Source organism: Albidovulum denitrificans, assembly GCF_002973535.1.
GTDB classification, from domain to species: Bacteria; Pseudomonadota; Alphaproteobacteria; order Rhodobacterales; family Rhodobacteraceae; genus Albidovulum; species Albidovulum denitrificans.
The window spans coordinates 1-17,212 of sequence record NZ_PVEP01000012.1 but is presented as its reverse complement, the minus strand read 5'-3'; the positions used below and the strand labels follow the sequence as shown (position 1 = coordinate 17,212).

Genomic DNA, 17,212 nt, shown 5'->3' with positions numbered 1-17,212 from the left:
GTCAGGTTTCCTCTTCTTCGGGGGCGTGGTCGGACGGTTCGGCGATGCCGTAGCGATCAAGCTTGGCCCGCAGGCCGACGCGCGAAAGACCCAGTTCGACGGCGGCGCGGGACTTGTTCCAGCGCAGCCGGGTAAGCGTTTCGCGCAGGATGCGCATCTCGATCAGGTCGGTGCGGTCCTTGAGCGTGCCGGACGCGGTCAGCACCGCCTCGGCGCTGCGGTCGGCGCCGCCGTCTGAAGGGTCGGCCTGAAGGATCTGGCGCGAGATCAGTTCGGCGCCCAGCATCGGGTCGCGGGCGAAGACCAGCATCCGGGTCACTTCGTTGTGCAACTCCTTCAGGTTGCCCGGCCAGTCCCAGTTTTCAAGGAAGTCCAGCGCGGCGGGGGTGAAGCCATGCGCGGTCTTGCCGTGCCGTGCGGCTAGGTCGTCCAGGAAGCTTTGCGCCAGAAGCGCCACATCGCCGCGCCGGGCGCGCAGGGGCGGCAGCGTCAGTTCGGCCACCGCCAGCGCATAGTAAAGATCGGGGCGGAACCGCCCCTCGGCCACGGCCATCGCAAGGTCGGTGCCGGCGCCCGCGATCAGGCGCAGGTTGGTGGTCAGCGTTTCCTGCCCGCCGCCGGGGGAATAGGTCCCCTCATCGACCAGCCGCCAAAGTGCCAGTTGCAGGGCGGGGGTGGCATGTTCGATCCCTTCAAGGAACAGCGTTCCCCGGTCGGCCTTGCGGACCAGGCCGATGCGGTTGGCCCCGCCCGACCCCGCCGCGCGCCGGGCGCCGAAAAGCTCCATCATCGCCAGATCTTCCGGCAGGCCGGACAGCGAAAGCGCGTTGAACGGCCTGTCAGAGCGCAGCGAGGCCAGGTGCATCGCCCGGGCCAGCGGGCCGCGCCCGGTGCCGGGCTCCCCCGTCAGAAGGACGGGAATGTCGAACCCCGCGTAATGGCGGGCCGCCTCGATCACGGCGTTCATCGGGCTGTGCGGAGAGCGCAGGATCGTGTCGAAGCCAAGCCCCTCGCGCAGGGCGGCCCGGCGCTTGTCAAGCTTGGATTGCGCCGATGAGGCGAGCAGCCGCATGTCCAGCGCCATCCTCTCATTCTCCCGCGCGAGCTGAAAGAGACGGGCGCCGTTGCGGGCTGTCATCAACAACTGTTCGGGGTGCCATGGCTTGGTCAGAAACTGGTGGATGCCTGCGTCGTTGATCGCGCTGGCCATGGCGGCGGGGTCGGTATAGCCGGTAATGATGATGCGCACCGCGTCGGGCCAGCGTTCGCGCAGGTCGGTCAGCAGTTCCACCCCGGTCCGGCCGGGCATGCGCTGGTCGCAGATCACGACCTGGACCCACTCCTCCTCCATCCTCGCCACCGCACTTTCGGCATCCGAGGCGGTGAGGCAGTCGAATTCATCCTCAAGCGCCATGCGCATCGCCGAAAGGCTGTGGGGTTCGTCATCGACCAGAAGGATCGCGGGGCGCGGGGTGGTCATGGCGCGGCCTTCTCCGCGCGGCGGGCATGAAGCCAGTCGATCCAGGCGTCGATCCCCTCGCCGGTGCGGGTGGACAGGCGCAGGATCTCGATCTTCGGATTGACGCGGCGCAGGTTCGCCTCATAGGCGGCAAGGTCGGCGTCGCAATGCGGGGCGAGGTCCAGCTTGGTCAGGATCGCGAGGCGCGCGGCGGTGAACATGTCGGGGTATTTCAGCGGCTTGTCCTCGCCCTCGGTCACCGACAGGATGGCAACCTTGGCATCCTCGCCCAGATCGAACCCGGCGGGGCAGACGAGGTTGCCGACATTCTCGATGAAAAGGCAGGAGCCGGGTCGGGGGCGCAGGTCGTCGATAGCATGGCCGACCATCTGCGCGTCCAGATGGCAGCCCTTTCCGGTGTTGATCTGAAGCGCCCGCGCGCCGGTGGCGCGGATGCGGTCGGCATCGGCGCTGGTCTGCTGGTCGCCCTCGATCACCGCAAGGGGGGTGTCGCCCAAGGCCTCGATCGTCCGGCACAGCAGCGTGGTCTTGCCCGCGCCGGGCGAGGAGACGAGGTTCAGCGCCAGCACGCCGAGCGCGCCGAGAACCCGGCGGTTGCTTGCCGCGATGGCGTCGTTCTTGGCAAGGATCGAGGTTTCGACCTCAATCAGGCGATCCTGCGTCATGCCCGGCACCGAAACCCCGGCCGCGCCGGTGCCGTAATGGTGGTGGTCATGGCCGCCGGCATGGACATGGGGGAACGGCAGCGGCGCGCTTTCGGGCCGGAAGGCCGGGGCGTGGTGGTGATCGAGGCCAAGGCGATCCGCCTCCTCATGGCTCATCACCTTGCCGTCGGCGGTGACCATCTCCGAACATCCGCACACCGTACACATCACGCCACCTCCATATCCTTGATCCGCATCTCGTCCCCGCCCTCGGGGATCAGCTTGCCGCCGCCGCAGTCGGGGCAGGGGTCCAGCCGTTCGGCGATCTCGACCGTCTTCATGCAGTCATAGCAAAGCGCGCGGCCGGGCAGGTCGATCATTTCAAGGCGCGTGCCCTCGGCCGGGCTGCCGCGCATCACCACGTCGAAGGCGAAGGCAAGGGCCGGTTTCTCCACCCCGGCAAAACGGCCGATCTCAAGCCGCAGGGTCTTTACCCGCGTGAAGCCGTGGGTGCGGGCCTGATCCTGAACAATGCTGCGGATGCCTTCGGCCAGGCTCATCTCATGCATCCTCGACCTCCCTCACTGTCACCGGCACGCAGGGATCGTGCAATGCGACGACCTGTTGCGCAAGGTCGCGGCGCCCGTCCGGCAGCCGGGCCAGCGACTGACGCAGCGCGCCGCCGGGGGCAAGGATGTGGTCCGTCGGCGTGCGGCGGATCAGGCCGGTGACAAGGCCGCCGGACTGGGTCAGACGCAGGGCATAAGTGCCGCGTGCGGCGGGGACCGTGGCGATGCCATCGACAAGCTCTGCACCGCCCAGCCGCCCCGCCAGCGCGGCGTCGAGATCGGCGAGAAGCCCGGCAAGGCGCCAGAGCGGGCCGCGCCCGTGGCTGCTTTCGATACGGCGGAGCAGGGGGTGGTCCGCCTGCCGACCGGCGGCAGAGTTTTCGAACGCGCCCCCGACAAGGGGATGGAGCGGCGCGGGCAAGGGGGTGGTCGTGGCGGCGCCGGGCGGAAAGGTCCGGGCGAGGTGCTGAAAAAGCGGGACCAGCGGGCCGCGCAGATCGTCAAGGTCGTCGGGAAGCCCCCCCGGCCCGAGAAGCATCGCGGCGGGATGGCGGTGTGGCAAGAGTTGTGGCTCTGGCACCGCAAGGGCGGGCAGGCCGAAGGCGTGGGGCAGGGTGATGCAAAGCTTCAGCACATGGTCGCGGATGATCTCCGGCATCGGATCTTCCGTCGCGGGCAGGCCAAGCGCCAGTTTCGCCGCCACAGTCTGCGCCATGCGGCACAGGTTGAAGAGGCGCGGCAACAGCTCTGCGACCTCGGCGACGGGGCGACCGATGACCATGTCCTCGACCGGCATCCGCGGGGCGGAGACAAGGGTCGGCCCCTTCGGGCCAAGCGTCAGCGTGACGGCCGAAAGCGTCATTGGCCAAGTCCCCCGGTGATCAGCGTGCGGCGCGACGGGTCGGAGTGTGGCGCGGTCTCCGGCGCGGGTTCCGTCTCCGGCGGCGCCAGGTCCGCGGTGCGGATCGCGCGGATCTCGGCCGCGCGGTCGGTTTCGGCCCGGTTCCCGGCCTTGAAAAGTTCGACCATCGCCGCGCGGGCGACCTCCACGGCCTGAAGCTGGCTGGTGAAGTCGCCCATCGGCGAGAAAAGCGAACAGGCAAGGTAAGGGCCGGTCTGGTCCCGCGCGTTGTGCAGGAATTCATACTCCCCCGACGGGAAGCGGATCACCTCTTTCGCGGTCGCTTCCTTCAGCGGATAGCCCTCTGGCGGCAGGAAGATGAGGTTCAGGAACCAGGGCGCGACAAGGGCGCCGAGAAAGCCACCCTCATGGGGCCGGAACGCCACCGCCTCGACGTGAAGCGCGTGGTTGACCATCGGCAGGTCGCGCATCTTGCCATTGAAGACCTCGGTGAAATCCGCCACCAGTGCCGCCGTCCGGTGCGCCATCTCGGCCAGAAGGGGGGCGGTGGCGGCGCCGGGGTCCTCGCGGACAAGGAACTGCGCCCTGGGGGCGGAACAGCCCGGACAGGTCCAGTCGTCGGGCAGATCGGTGAAGGCGGTGCCGGGGGAAACCTGGCGCGTATCGTCGCCCTCGGCCGGGTCATAGGGCGTCCAGCAGATCTTGCATTCCATGATCGCAAGCGGGCTGATCTTGTCGGCGGCGCCAAGGTAGCTGCCTTCGAACCCCGGGGTGGTGTAGGGCGCGGTCATCGGATGGCCTCGATCACTGCGCGGATGCGGGCGGCGCTGTCGGTCAGGTCCTCGGTCGCGGCAAGGGCGACCTCGGGCATCTCTGTCACCTCGTAGGTATCGAGGATCAGCGTGTCCATCGAGTTGTAGAACTGCACCTTCCAGACGCGGGGCTGGGCCGTCGCGGTGATCCGGCAGTTGCCATAGCCGCGCGACAGGATGGTGACCGCGCCCTCGCCAAGCGCTTCGTCCAGCCAGGAAAGGTCCTCGGGCGTGTGGGGCAGAAGCGAGAGGTTGACGATATGGGGCGGCCCGCCCGCCGGGCGGCTTTGCGACTTGTCCAGCAGTTCGGTCAGGACCGCCGGGGCATTGGCCAGGCCCGCGACCCGCCTCGCCTGCGTTCCCGCCGCGGGCCGGTGGGCGATATGTGCCGCGCTGAGCGCCTGCGACGGGATGGGCGCGATCTCTACCCGGTCGATGCCATTGGCGGCGCAGATCCAGACCCCGGCAAAGACGCTTTCCTGCACCATCAGCGCCGGAATGCCGCGGATCTTCAGGCTGACCTCACCCTGCCCCAGCGCGTCGGCCATGACCTTGCGGGCCTGAGGGCCGAGGGTGGAGAGGTCAAAGCCCGCGGGCGCGGCGCCTTGCGCGACGATCTCGCAGGCGGCGGCCATCTCCGCCAGCATGGCGGTGGCTTCGACAAGTGCTGCCTGATCCTCGCTGTCCGGCACATGGGGCGCATAGGTCCGCATGCCCGAGGGCATGGTCATGTAGTGCAGCTCTCCCTCAGGGTCGGGCTGCGAGCCGGGGCCGAAGCCCGTGGGCGGGATCGTGAACGGGTTAACCATGACGGCCTCACGCGGTTTCGAGGGACAGGAGATGCCCGGTCCGGGCCAGGTAATCCGACCAGTCGCGGACCTTTTCGATCGCGCCAAGGTAGGCCGGGCCACGGAAGAAGAGCAGGCCGGGGGTTTTCAGCGCGCGGTACTCTTCACGAAGGGCGGCCTCGATCGCATCGTCGATGACGGCACAGTCGAAGGCGTTCTGGAACGCAAGGCGCAGTTCCGGCAGGATCACGGCCGCGTCCGCCGTTTCCAGGTTGCGGCGCGGGTCGCCGGGGATGAACAGGCAATGCGGACCGGGACGTGCGAGGAATTCGGTCACGTCATGCGCCGAGCCGAGGCGCGGATAGTGAAACGCACTCTCAAGCCTTGCGATCAGTGGATGGATTCCCGTCGCGGGGGGCAGGTTGTGGGGGGCGTGATCGTGCATGGGTCAGCCTGTGCTTTGACCGGCGTCGCGCGCGGCCTGAAGGTGGGCGGGAAGCGACGGTTCGCGACCCTCAAGATCGGCAAAGGCGGCGCCCGGCCCCTCGCCCCGCATGATTGCGGAAAGGCCGTCGAGGGCGGCGCGGATCTTTTGCGCCTCATCCTCGGGCAGGATCGCGTGAGCGGTGCCAAGGAAGTTCAGCACCCAGTCCCCCGCTCTGGCTTCGGGGACCAGCGACAGGTCGACGGTTTCGGGCCGGTCCCCGTTCAGGGCATGGCCGACGATGCCCGTCACCCCGGTCAGGCGCATGGGGATGCCGATGCACATCAGCGCGCCCTTTCGTCCGGTTGCCGGCCCATCATCGCTGCGGTCCTTCCGGGAAAAACCGCTCGTCCCCGGTGCGGCAAGCCTCTGCTTCCGAGGGGCGACCCCGTTCGTAGGCGTCGCGGCGGATCGACGGATCGGCAAGGAATTCGCTGTCGGTGCGCCCTTCGGTAACGGGAATGCCCCATTCGCCGAGGATGGAGCGCGCGAGGGTAAGCGCGTCGGGGATGCGGGCCGAGATCAGGGGGCGCAGGCCGCCGCCGTAATCGTCAAGCTCAACCGGCTGGCAGCCGATCAGCACCATTTCGGGCGGGCGGTAGCCCATCATCGTCGCCGTGGCGATGACGTCCTGAAAGCCGGTTTGGTGCAGGCTCATCTTCTTGGCGCCCATGAAGGCGGGTACCGCGTCGTCGCGGATGACCTTCATGGTGCCGGGAGGCAGCCCGTAGTCGATCGCGTCGAAGACCAGAAGCGCCTCGGCCTCTTCCAGGAACGGCAGAAGATAAAGACCCTGCGTCCCGCCATCGAGAAGGCGCACGTTCGGCGGCAGGCTGAAGGTCTCGGCCAGCGCCTCGACACAGCGGACGCCAAAGCCCTCATCGGCCCAAAGAACGTTGCCGATGCCTAGAATCAGCACAGGTTTCGACACGCGCTCCTCCCCAAGACTGGTCGAATGGCTTTCACCTTTGATACCAAGTGACAGCATCGTTTTCGGATTGGGCAGGGTGGAAACACCCTGCCCGGTGATTATCCGGCAAGGGGTTGAGAGGGCAGGGAAAAACCGCCGGGTCGGATGCGTCCGGCCCGTCGGGGTCCGAAAGGGTGTTTGCCATGTCCGGGAAAGAGTGGAAAGAAACCTTCCAATCGGCGCGTCTGGAGGCGATTTCCGCCCCACGGAATCCGCTTTGCAGCGCGGGACGTTGCGCCTAGCATCGCCCGCATGAACGCCCGCCGCGATGCCACCGGACCCGCCCGTCCGCCCCATTTCAGCGACGACGCCTGGATCGAGGTCCTGTCGGCGATGGATCGCACCTATGCGAACCTTGTCGATTATCAGGAACGGCTGGAGCGGCAGAATGCCGAACTGATGGAGATGCGCGGATTCCTGACCGCGATCCTGTCCTCGATGTCGGATGTGCTGATCGTGGCGGACCGGGCCGGGCGTATCGCGCAGGTCAGCCGCTCGGTCGTCACGATGACCGGGCGGAGCGAGGCCGAGGCGCTTGGCGCGCCGCTGGAGGACATGTTCGGCGCAGGTCAGCACCCGATGCTGACCACCGTGTTGCAGAAGGTGCGCGAACGGCGGCGGGGCGCGAGTTTCGAATGCGATCTTGTCACGCCACAGGGGCCGGAGCCGCTTGACCTGTCGGTCGCGCCGCGCCTTGACGACCGGGGCCGGGTCGATGGCTATGTCCTGACTGGCCGACCGCTTGGTGCGCTGCGCAAGGCCTATGCCGAGCTGACAGAGAGCCATGACGCCCTGAAGACCGCGCAATCCTTTCTGGTCAGGAATGAAAAGCTGGCAAGCCTCGGCAGGCTTCTGGCCGGGGTCGCGCATGAGCTGAACAACCCGATCAGCTTCGTTTACGCCAACACCCACGCGCTTGAGCGCTACGTCGGCAAGTTCGAAAGCTATTTCGCCCGCGTTCAGGACGGTGCCAGCCGGGATGAGCTGATCGCGTTGCGCCGCGATTTGCGGCTGGACCGAGAGATCGCCAACCTGCGCGAGGCGATCAATGGCGCGCGCGACGGTGCCGAACGGGTGCGCGACATTGTCGAGGACTTGCGCCGGCTCTCCTCGGACGGTTCGGGTGAGACGGTCGTCTTCGATCTGGGCGAAACCGCGCGGATCGCGGCGGAATGGGTGTTGCGCGGCATGAAGCAGCCGGTGCGGCTTGAAACCGCGATCGAACGGGCCGAGGTGGCGGGGCGCATGGGTCATGCGCAGCAGGTGGTGATGAACCTGGTCCAGAATGCCGTCGATGCGCTGGACGGGCGCGAGGGCGGGGTGATCCGCCTGTCGGTCCGCCCCGAGGGGGCCCTGGCTGTGCTTGTGGTGGCCGATAACGGTCCGGGCGTGGCCGAGGGCGCGCGGGCCTCGATCTTCGATCCGTTCTTCACCACCAAGCCGGTCGGGCGCGGCACCGGGCTGGGCCTGTCGATCAGCCACAAGATCGCCGAGGAACATGGCGGGACGCTTTCCCTGGCCGAGACGAAGGATGGCGCGGCCTTCCGGCTTGAACTGCCGCTGGCGGGGGGAGGTGGCGCATGACCACGATGCTCTGGCTTCAGGCCTCGGGCTGCGGCGGTTGCACGATGTCGCTTCTGTGCGCGGAAAGCCCCGGCGCGATGGAGATGCTGGAGGATGCAGGGATCCGGCTGCTGTGGCATCCCGCCCTGTCGGTCGAGACCGGCGATGAGGTGCGACGCCTTCTGGAGGAGGTGGCGGAGGGGCGTGTCGCGCTGGATATCCTCTGTGTCGAAGGGGCGATCGCGCGCGGGCCGGGCGGCAGCGGACGGTTCCAGATGCTGTCGGGAACGGGGCGCAGCCTGATGTATTGGGTCGAACGGATCGCGCCCCGCGCCCGGCATGTGGTGGCGGTCGGGACCTGCGCGGCCTTTGGCGGTGTCACCGCGGCGGGCGGCAACCCGTCGGACGCGGTGGGGCTGCAATATGACGGCGGGCTGCAAGGGGGGCTTTTCGCCCCGGACTGGCGGTCGCGCGGCGGCGGCCCGGTCATCAACGTGGCCGGTTGCCCGACCCATCCCGGCTGGGTCAGCGAAACGCTGATGCTGCTGGCGGCGGGGGAGGTGGTGGCGCTTGACGGTTATGCGCGGCCGCGCTTCTACGCCGATCATCTGGTGCATCACGGCTGTCCGAAGAACGAATATTACGAATACAAGGCCAGCGCGGGCGAGCTGTCCGAAATCGGCTGCATGATGGAAAACCTCGGCTGCATCGGCACGCAGGCGGTGGGCGATTGCAATATCCGGCCCTGGAACGGCGAGGGTTCCTGCACGCGCGGCGGCTATCCCTGCATCAACTGCACGGCGCCGCAGTTCGAGGACCCGGCCCATGCCTTTGTCGAAACGCCCAAGATCGCGGGCTTTCCGGTCGGGTTGCCGACCGATATGCCAAAGGCCTGGTTCATGGCGCTGGCCTCGCTGTCCAAGGCCGCGACGCCCGAGCGGATCGCAAAGAACGCCAAGGCCGACCGGGTTGTGGTGCCACCCACATTGCGCAGGGCAAAATGACACGGCTTGTCGTCGGACCTTTCAACCGCGTCGAGGGCGACCTTGAGGTCTCGCTCAGCGTCATCGACGGGGTCGTGGCGCGGGCCGAGGTCAACGCGCCGCTCTACCGGGGTTTCGAACGGATGCTTCCGGGCCGCGATCCGCGTGATGCGCTGGTGATCACCCCGCGGATCTGCGGCATCTGTTCGATCAGCCAGTCGGCGGCGGCGGCGGCGGCGCTGGCCGGGGCGATGGGGTTGCAGCCGACACCGGCGGGTGCCGCAATGGCGGCGCTGATCCACGCGGCGGAGAATGTCGCCGATCACCTGACGCATTTCCATCTGTTCTTCATGCCGGATTCCGCCCGTCCCGACTATGCCGCGCGCCCCTGGCATCCGCGCGCGGTCGAACGGTTCACGGCGATGGAGGGCAGCGCGCAGCGCCGGGCCGTGGAGGCGCGGGCAGAGCTTTTGCATGTCATGGGCCTTTTGGCCGGGAAATGGCCACATACGCTCGCGATTCAGCCCGGTGGCGTGACCCGCGCCCCCGGCGCGCGTGAGAAGGTGCGCCTTGGCTCTACCCTGCGGGCGTTCCGGCGCTATCTGGAAGAGGTGGTCTTTGGCGGCCCGCTTGAGGCGTTCGCGGCACTGACGACCATGGAAGACCTGATGTCCTGGGGGCGCGGGGATGTCGGGCTGTTCCTTGAGATCGCCGCGGACCTCGGGCTGGACCGGCTGGGGCGCGGGTCGGGGCGGTACCTGTCCTATGGCGCCTATCGTCTGGCCGAGGGGCCGGTTTTCGCCGCGGGTGTCTGGGACGGGGGGGCGCGGCCGCTGGCCCCCGACGGGATCGCCGAGGACCTGAGCCATGCCTGGATGACGGGCGCCACCGCGCATCCCTTCGACGGGCTGACCGAACCCGACGAAACCATGGCAGGGCCCGCCTATACCTGGTGCAAGGCGCCAAGGTTGAACGGGCTGGGGATGGAGGTCGGCGCGCTGGCGCGGCAGGTGGTGGACGGGCATCCGCTGGCCCGCGCGCTGGCGGGCGGTGGCGTTCTGGCGCGGGTCGCGGCGCGTCTGCTGGAACTGGCCCGGACGCAGCCGGTGATGGAACGGCTGGTTGCAGGGATCGCGCCGGGCGCGCAGTTCATCGCCCAGGGCCGTGTCCCGCGCGCCGGGCGCGGCGCCGGTCTGGTCGAGGCGGCGCGGGGGGCGCTTGGCCACTGGCTGCGGGTCGAGGGCGGGCGGATCGAAAGCTACCAGATCATCGCGCCGACGACCTGGAACTTTTCGCCCCGCGATGCCGCCGGGGTGCCGGGCCCGCTTGAGGCGGCGCTTGAGGGCGTGCCGGTCACCGGACCGGGGGCGCTGGCCGTGCAGCATGTGGTGCGCAGTTTCGATCCCTGCATGGTCTGCACGGTACATTAGGCGCGGCCGGGGGCCTTCCCGCGCCGGTGTCATGGACGTCTGGAACAGGATGAAAGCCGAAGGGGTAACGATACGGGTCCGCGGACAGGTGCAGGGGGTCGGGTTCCGCCCCTTCATCTGGCAACTGGCGCGCGAATTCGGTCTGCGTGGTCGGGTCTGGAACGATCCCGAGGGCGTCGGGATCGAGGTGGCGGGTCCCGGCACCGATGCGTTCATCGCCGCGATTTCAGCGCGCGCTCCGGGCCTGTCCCGCATCGACGCGGTTGAGGTGGCGGCATTCGCGGGCGCGCTGCCGGAGGGTTTCGAGATTGCCGAAAGCCGGGGCAAGGGCGCGCAAACGCGGGTGACGCCCGATGCCGCCACCTGCCCGGATTGCGCGGCCGAGATCCGGGGCGCCGGGCGGCGCGGGGGCTATGCCTTCACCAACTGCACCCATTGCGGCCCGCGCTTCACCATCCTGCGCGGGCTTCCCTATGATCGGGCGCAGACCACGATGGCCGCCTTTCCGATGTGCGCGGACTGCCTGTCAGAGTATCGCGACCCTGCCGACCGGCGCTTTCACGCCCAGCCGGTCGCCTGCCCGGCCTGTGGCCCGCGCCTCTGGCTTGAGGTCGGGGGGCAGGAGAGGCCGGGCGATCCGGTGGCGCAGGCGGCGCTGCGCCTGAAGGCGGGTGAGGTTCTGGCGGTCAAGGGGCTTGGCGGGTTTCATCTGGCCTGCGACGCCGCGAATGCGACTGCGGTCGCGCGGCTGCGCGACAGGAAGCACCGGCCGTCAAAGCCGCTGGCCCTGATGGGCCGCGCGGCCGATCTGGCGCGGGTGGCGGTTCTGGGCGATGCCGATCTTGCGCTGCTGCATGACCCGGCCGCACCCGTCGTTCTGGTCCCCTCGCGCGGGGTTCTGCCGGACGGCGTGGCACCGGGGATGGCGACGCTGGGGGTCATGCTGCCCTACACGCCGCTGCACCACCTGCTTTGCGATGCCTTCGGCGGGCCGCTGGTGATGACTAGCGGCAACCTGTCGGGTGAACCGCAGGTGGTCGGTAATGACGAGGCGCGCAAGAAGCTTGGTGGGTTCGCCGATGCCTTCCTTTGTCATGACCGCGACATCGCCCGGCGGCTGGATGACAGCGTGGAACGCGCGACCCCGCCCATGGTGCTGCGCCGCGCGCGCGGGCGAGTGCCGGGGACGCTGCCCCTGCCGCCCGGCTTCGGGGGCGCGGGGCAGGTTCTGGCGCTTGGCGGGCAGATGAAGGGGGCGATCTGCCTTGTGAAGAACGGGCAGGCCCTTCTTGGCCATCATCTGGGCGATCTGGATGACGCGCTTTGCGCCGAGGAATTCGGCAAGGCGGTCGCCGATTATACCGCGCTTTTCGATCACCGGGCCGAAGTCGTGGCGGTCGATGCCCATCCCGGCTACCGCGCCACGCAGGCGGGGCGGGCCATGGGGCTGCCGCTGGTCGAGGTCTTTCATCATCACGCCCATCTGGCCTCTTGCCTGGCCGAGAACGGCTGGCCGCTTGAGGGCGGCCCTGTCGCCGGGATCGTGCTGGACGGTACCGGGCTTGGCCCGGATGGGACGATCTGGGGCGGGGAGGTGCTGCTGGGCGACTACCTCGGTTTCGAACGCCACGCCGCACTGCGGCCCGCGCCCTTGCCCGGCGGCGACCGGGCCGCGCGCGACCCCTGGCGCAACGCGCTGATGCGGCTTGATCAGGCGGGGCTGACGGATTGGGCGGATGAGTTGTTCGGGGGCCGACCGCTGGACACGGTGCGGCAGGCGGCGGCGCGCGGGATCAACGCGCCGCAGTCGTCAAGCGCCGGGCGGCTTTTCGATGCCTTCGCCGCCGTGCTGGGCCTTTGTGCCGACGCGCAAACCTATGAGGGGGAGGCCGCGATGCGGCTTGAGGCGATGGCCGGGGGGGCGGGGCAGGGGCTGCCCTTTGCGGTGTCGGGCGGCCTGATCGATCCGGCGCCCCTTTGGGCCGAGGTCCGCCGTGCCATCCGCCGTGGCGAGCCGCGGGGGCTGCTGGCCTGGCGGTTCCATGCCGGGCTGGCGGCCGCCTTCGCGGGCGTGGCGCGGGACCTCGTCTTGCGCGGGGCGGCGCGGGCGGTGGTCCTGTCGGGCGGGTGTTTCCAGAACCCGCTGCTGCATGACCTGACCGTTCAGGCCCTGGGCGACGTGCCGGTCCTGACCCATCGGGTGACGCCTGCGAATGACGGCGGGCTTGCGCTTGGCCAGGCGGTGATCGCGGCGGCGCGTGGGCTGCGCGGGGCGGAAAGAAACTGACCGGCGGCGGCGCCGTGCGGAAGGCGGGCGACCGGCGCTGCCAGGGGCATCCTGCCACAAATAGCTGAAATCAAACGACAACACCCACGCCGCCGCCTTGGGCGGTTTTCTTTGTATACCGTGGTCCATCCTGATTTCCTGATTGTCGCAGAGGCGCGCCAGTCGCGACAGGGGAGAGGGAGGGCCAGCGTTGAGCCAGATCGAAACGTTCTATGAGGTCATGCGCCGGCAGGGGATCACCCGGCGCAGTTTCATGAAATACTGTTCCCTGACGGCAAGCGCCCTGGGCCTTGGCCCCGCCTTCGTACCGAAGATCGCCCATGCGATGGAAACCAAGCCGCGCACGCCGGTGATCTGGGTTCACGGGCTTGAATGCACCTGCTGTTCGGAAAGCTTCATCCGCTCCGCCCATCCGCTGGCCAAGGATGTCGTCCTGTCGATGATCAGTCTGGACTATGACGATACGCTGATGGCGGCGGCCGGGCATCAGGCCGAAGCCGCACTTGAGGACACGATCGAGAAATACCGGGGCAACTACATCCTTGCGGTCGAGGGCAACCCGCCGCTGAACGAGGACGGGATGTTCTGCATCGTCGGCGGCAAGCCCTTTGTGGAGCAGTTGCGCCATGCGGCCGAAGGCGCCAAGGCGATCATCAGCTGGGGGGCCTGCGCCTCATACGGCTGCGTGCAGGCGGCAAGCCCGAATCCCACGCGCGCCACCCCGGTTCACAAGGTCATCACCGACAAGCCGATCATCAAGGTGCCGGGCTGTCCGCCGATTGCCGAGGTGATGACCGGGGTCATCACCTATATGCTGACATTCGACCGTCTCCCTGAACTGGACCGTCAGGGGCGGCCGGCGATGTTTTACGGCCAGCGTATCCATGACAAGTGCTATCGTCGGCCGCACTTCGATGCGGGCCAGTTCGTCGAAGCCTGGGACGATGAAAACGCCCGCAAGGGCTATTGCCTCTACAAGATGGGCTGCAAGGGTCCGACCACCTACAACGCCTGCTCCACCGTGCGCTGGAACGAAGGCACCAGCTTTCCGATCCAGTCGGGGCATGGCTGTATCGGCTGTTCCGAGGACGGGTTCTGGGATCAGGGGTCGTTCTACAACCGGCTGACCAACATCAACCAGTTCGGGGTCGAGGCGAATGCCGACAAGGTGGGTCTGACCGCCGCCGGTGTGGTGGGCGGCGCCGTGGCGGTGCATGCCGCCATCTCGGCGCTGAAACGCGCGCAGAAGAAGACGCAAGAGAAAGTGGAGGGCTGAGGCCATGGGAGTGACGACGCCGAATGGCTTTACCCTTGACACCGCAGGCCAGCGCGTGGTGGTCGATCCGGTCTGCCGGATCGAGGGCCATATGCGCTGCGAGGTGAACGTGGATGAGAACAACATCATCCGCAATGGGGCTGCCGCTTCAGGCGGTATTCTCGACGCTGGGCCGGACGGCGGCGCGGGCGCTGGAAAGCGAATATTGCGGCCGGTTGCAAAAGCAGTTCTTCGACAAGCTGGTGGCCAATATCAAGGCGGGCGATGAGTCGACCGCGAATGTCGCCAAATGGGACCCCTCGACCTGGCCCAAAGAGGCGAAGGGCGTCGGCGCGACCGAGGCGCCGCGCGGTGCGCTTGGTCATTGGGTCAAGATCAAGGACGGGCGGATCGAGAACTATCAATGCGTCGTGCCGACGACCTGGAACGGATCGCCGCGGGACCTGGCGGGCAATATCGGCGCCTTCGAGGCGAGCCTGATGGATACCAGGGTGGAACGCCCGGAAGAGCCGGTGGAGATCCTGCGGACCATCCACAGTTTCGATCCCTGCCTGGCCTGTTCCACCCATGTCATGTCGCCCGATGGCCAGGAACTGGCGCGGGTCAAGGTTCGCTGAGAGAGGAGACATAGCGATGAAGAAACTTTCCCTTTCGGCCGCCGCCACCCTGCTGGCGGGACCTGCCCTGGCCCATCAGGGCCACGAGGCCGCGCGCGAGATCGGCGCACTGCACTGGGTGAGCGAGCCCGACCACGCCATCGCCGTGGTGCTGACCGTTGCCGCGGCGCTTTTTGTCGGGGTCGTTCTTCTGCGGTCGCGGCGCGGATAGGGGGCGGCCATGGCATCCCCCTCAACCACCGTTCCCGCGCATGACCTGGCGCCCGAGGACCTCGCCTCGGTCAGCCACCAGACGTCGGTCTATGTCTATGAGGCGCCGGTCCGCATCTGGCACTGGGTCAACGCCGCGGCGATCATGGTCCTGTGCGTGAGCGGATATTTCATCGGCTCGCCCCCGCCCTCGATGCAGATCGGCGAAGCGGTGCAGCAGTTCGTCTTCGGCTATATCCGCTTTGCCCATTTCGCGGCGGGCATGATCCTGACCTTCGGCTTCCTCGGCCGCATCTACTGGGCCTTTTTCGGCAACCACCATGCGCGCCAGCTGTTCTACGTTCCGTTCTGGCGGGTCGAATATTGGCGCGAGGTCTTGTTCGAGGTGCGCTGGTATCTGTTTCTGGCGAAGGAGCCGAAGAAATACGTCGGCCACAACCCGCTTGCCCAGTTGGCGATGTTCTTCTTCTTCACGCTTGGCGTCAGCTTCATGATCGTGACTGGTCTCGCGCTTTATGCCGAGGGCGCGCAGGAAGGGTCGCTGACCGCTGATCTTTTTGGCTGGGTCCATGGGCTGATCTGGAACAGCCAGCGCCTGCATACGCTGCATCATCTGGGCATGTGGTGGATCGTGATCTTCATGATGATCCATATCTATGTCGCCATCCGCGAAGACATCATGTCGCGGCAGTCCATCGTTTCGACCATGATCTCCGGCACGCGGACGTTCAAGGACGACAGGCCGGACTGATCCCGTCTTCGATCGTCCTGCCGGGGGCGTTCACGCAGCGAACTGCCCGGTGATCCAGGACCGGAAGCGGGCCAGATGCGGGGCCTCGGCATGGCCCGTCGGCATTGCCAACTTGTTCGGGATGCTCCGTTGGATAAGCATCGGGAATGAAAGCACCGTCCGAGATGCCGCGCTTGAAAGGCTACCGCTTCCCCCGCGAGATCGTTGCCTACGCGGTTTGGGCGTACCATCGGTTTGCGCTCAGCACGGCGGATGTCGAGGATCTGCTGGCGGAGCGCGGCGTGATCGTCAGCCGGGAAACGGTCCGAAAATGGGTCAACCGATTTGGCCACCATTTCGCCAGCTGCATCAAGCGCGACAGGCCCGACGTCCGCGGCAAGTGGCATCTCGAAGAGGTCGTCGCGATCCGTGGGAAGAAACACTGGCTCTGGCGGGCCATCGACGCGGACGGTGACATGCTCGACATTCTGGTACAGCCCCGGCGGAACGCCAGGGCTGCAAGGCGTTTCCTCAAGGGGCTGGTCGGCCGGTTCGGCGCGCCGCGCGTCATCGTCACCGACAAGCTGCGCAGCTATGTCAAACCAGTTCGCGAATTGGCGCCGGGTACCGATCACCGAGCGGATAAAGGCCTGAACAACCGCATCGAAGGGTCCCACCGAACGACCCGGAAGCGCGAGAAGCGTAACCGCCCGATTGATGCCGCGGATCAGGCCGTTGGCGCCCAATTCCACGGCAGCAGCTCGTCGAGGCGGTTGATCTTGTGATCATGGATGCGGTCGAGGACATCAGCGAGCCAGGCTTGCGGGTCCAGTCCGCTCATCTTCGCGGTCTCGATCAGGGTCATGGCCCGGGCGAGGGTCTCGCCGCCGCTATCGGAGCCGGCGAATAGCCAGTTGCGGCGCCCGACCCCGATCGGGCGCATAGCACGCTCGGCCGGGTTGTTGTCGATGCCGATGCGCCCGTCCTCGAGATAGCGCTCGAAGGATGGCCAGCGGGACAGCCCGTAGCGGAATGCCTTGGCGAGTTCGCCCTTGCCCGGAATGCGCGCCAGCTGGGCCTCGGCCCATGCCTTGAAGGCGTCGACCTGGGGGCGGGAGTGCTGTTGCCTCGCCGCCTTGCGCAGTTCGGCGGGCTGACCGGCAATCTGCCGTTCGAGATCGTAGTGGACTTGCCCGGCTTTTGTGGAGAGCGTTTAGCTCACTTCACGGGCCTTTCTCTCGAAGGCGATGGGGCTTTGGTAGCCGAGCGATGAATGTCGTCTGACGGGGTTATAGAACCCGTCGATGTATCTGGCGATGGCATTTTCGGCCTGCTGGCGTGTTTGCCATGCGACTGGCCAGACCAGCTCCGACTTGATGGTCTTGAAGAACGTCTCGACCATCGCGTTGTCGTAGCAGTTCCCCTTGCCGCTCATCGAGATCAGGATGCTGCGCTTTCTGAGTTCGGCCTGATAGTCCACCGAGCAATACTGGCTTCCGCGATCGCT

Annotated in this window: 17 protein-coding genes and 3 pseudogenes; 9 read left to right on the top strand and 11 right to left on the bottom strand. The window is 67.4% G+C overall.

Annotated elements, in window-relative coordinates:
* Position 1 precedes the first annotated feature (1 nt).
* From LX70_RS18570 to LX70_RS18530, 9 genes are read right to left on the bottom strand one after another with little or no spacing between them, the layout of a single operon-like run.
* The gene (locus LX70_RS18570) at positions 2-1,480 is read right to left on the bottom strand and encodes a sigma-54-dependent transcriptional regulator (RefSeq protein ID WP_105516293.1); all 1,479 of its coding nucleotides are present in this window, start codon (positions 1,478-1,480) and stop codon (positions 2-4) included.
* Positions 1,477-2,352 carry a hydrogenase nickel incorporation protein HypB gene (gene hypB, locus LX70_RS18565; RefSeq protein WP_105516292.1) on the bottom strand — a complete coding sequence of 292 codons (876 nt, stop codon included), beginning with the start codon at positions 2,350-2,352 and terminating at the stop codon, positions 1,477-1,479. Before hypB ends, LX70_RS18570 begins: the two co-directional genes overlap by 4 nt.
* Positions 2,352-2,693: a hydrogenase maturation nickel metallochaperone HypA gene (gene hypA / locus LX70_RS18560; RefSeq protein WP_105516291.1), complete on the bottom strand. Its 342-nt coding sequence runs from the start codon at positions 2,691-2,693 to the stop codon at positions 2,352-2,354. The genes hypB and hypA overlap by 1 nt, the downstream gene beginning before the upstream one ends.
* On the bottom strand, positions 2,686-3,555 hold the full coding sequence (locus LX70_RS18555) for a hypothetical protein (protein WP_105516290.1): 870 nt from the start codon (positions 3,553-3,555) through the stop codon (positions 2,686-2,688). Before LX70_RS18555 ends, hypA begins: the two co-directional genes overlap by 8 nt.
* Complete coding sequence (hybE, locus tag LX70_RS18550; protein WP_105516289.1) at positions 3,552-4,346, bottom strand: [NiFe]-hydrogenase assembly chaperone HybE; 795 nt, start codon at positions 4,344-4,346, stop codon at positions 3,552-3,554. The genes LX70_RS18555 and hybE overlap by 4 nt, the downstream gene beginning before the upstream one ends.
* Positions 4,343-5,176, bottom strand: a complete 834-nt coding sequence (locus LX70_RS18545; RefSeq protein WP_105516288.1) for a hydrogenase expression/formation protein — start codon at positions 5,174-5,176, stop codon at positions 4,343-4,345. Before LX70_RS18545 ends, hybE begins: the two co-directional genes overlap by 4 nt.
* Before the next feature lie 7 nt (positions 5,177-5,183).
* Positions 5,184-5,600 (bottom strand): thioredoxin domain-containing protein, encoded by a 417-nt coding sequence (locus LX70_RS18540; protein WP_105516287.1) that lies wholly within the window; start codon positions 5,598-5,600, stop codon positions 5,184-5,186.
* Between the two features lie 3 nt (positions 5,601-5,603).
* Complete coding sequence (locus tag LX70_RS18535) at positions 5,604-5,924, bottom strand: HypC/HybG/HupF family hydrogenase formation chaperone (RefSeq protein WP_105516286.1); 321 nt, start codon at positions 5,922-5,924, stop codon at positions 5,604-5,606.
* A gap of 31 nt (positions 5,925-5,955) precedes the next feature.
* Positions 5,956-6,570 carry a HyaD/HybD family hydrogenase maturation endopeptidase gene (locus tag LX70_RS18530; RefSeq protein ID WP_245885137.1) on the bottom strand — a complete coding sequence of 205 codons (615 nt, stop codon included), beginning with the start codon at positions 6,568-6,570 and terminating at the stop codon, positions 5,956-5,958.
* A 282-nt stretch (positions 6,571-6,852) separates the two neighbouring features.
* Between LX70_RS18530 and LX70_RS18525 the strand changes: the two genes are divergently transcribed.
* The 9 genes and pseudogenes from LX70_RS18525 to LX70_RS18485 all read left to right on the top strand — a co-directional run.
* The gene (locus tag LX70_RS18525) at positions 6,853-8,193 is read left to right on the top strand and encodes a sensor histidine kinase (protein WP_425430605.1); all 1,341 of its coding nucleotides are present in this window, start codon (positions 6,853-6,855) and stop codon (positions 8,191-8,193) included.
* The gene (locus LX70_RS18520; RefSeq protein ID WP_245885136.1) at positions 8,190-9,176 is read left to right on the top strand and encodes an NADH-quinone oxidoreductase subunit B family protein; all 987 of its coding nucleotides are present in this window, start codon (positions 8,190-8,192) and stop codon (positions 9,174-9,176) included. Before LX70_RS18525 ends, LX70_RS18520 begins: the two co-directional genes overlap by 4 nt.
* Positions 9,173-10,585 carry a nickel-dependent hydrogenase large subunit gene (locus LX70_RS18515; protein ID WP_105516283.1) on the top strand — a complete coding sequence of 471 codons (1,413 nt, stop codon included), beginning with the start codon at positions 9,173-9,175 and terminating at the stop codon, positions 10,583-10,585. Before LX70_RS18520 ends, LX70_RS18515 begins: the two co-directional genes overlap by 4 nt.
* A gap of 31 nt (positions 10,586-10,616) precedes the next feature.
* Positions 10,617-12,872 (top strand): carbamoyltransferase HypF, encoded by a 2,256-nt coding sequence (hypF, locus tag LX70_RS18510; protein WP_245885135.1) that lies wholly within the window; start codon positions 10,617-10,619, stop codon positions 12,870-12,872.
* Positions 12,873-13,062: 190 nt separating this feature from the next.
* On the top strand, positions 13,063-14,148 hold the full coding sequence (locus tag LX70_RS18505; protein ID WP_105516282.1) for a hydrogenase small subunit: 1,086 nt from the start codon (positions 13,063-13,065) through the stop codon (positions 14,146-14,148).
* A gap of 128 nt (positions 14,149-14,276) precedes the next feature.
* Positions 14,277-14,765, top strand: a pseudogene (locus tag LX70_RS18500) (nickel-dependent hydrogenase large subunit); the annotation flags it as partial.
* 16 nt (positions 14,766-14,781) lie between these two features.
* Positions 14,782-14,976, top strand: coding sequence for a hypothetical protein (locus tag LX70_RS18495; protein WP_105516281.1), 195 nt, complete (start codon positions 14,782-14,784; stop codon positions 14,974-14,976).
* 9 nt (positions 14,977-14,985) lie between these two features.
* Positions 14,986-15,726, top strand: a complete 741-nt coding sequence (gene cybH, locus LX70_RS18490; protein WP_105516280.1) for a Ni/Fe-hydrogenase, b-type cytochrome subunit — start codon at positions 14,986-14,988, stop codon at positions 15,724-15,726.
* A 146-nt stretch (positions 15,727-15,872) separates the two neighbouring features.
* Positions 15,873-16,439, top strand: a pseudogene (locus tag LX70_RS18485) (IS6 family transposase); the annotation flags it as partial.
* On the opposite strand, the pseudogene LX70_RS18480 reads toward LX70_RS18485, so the two are convergent.
* Together LX70_RS18480 and LX70_RS18475 are read right to left on the bottom strand one after the other, a co-directional pair.
* Positions 16,433-16,888, bottom strand: a pseudogene (locus LX70_RS18480) (IS66 family transposase); the annotation flags it as partial. The pseudogenes LX70_RS18485 and LX70_RS18480 sit on opposite strands and share 7 nt — an antisense overlap.
* 30 nt (positions 16,889-16,918) lie before the next feature.
* The coding region (locus LX70_RS18475) for an integrase core domain-containing protein (protein WP_146111612.1) at positions 16,919-17,212 on the bottom strand (294 nt) is incomplete at its 5' end.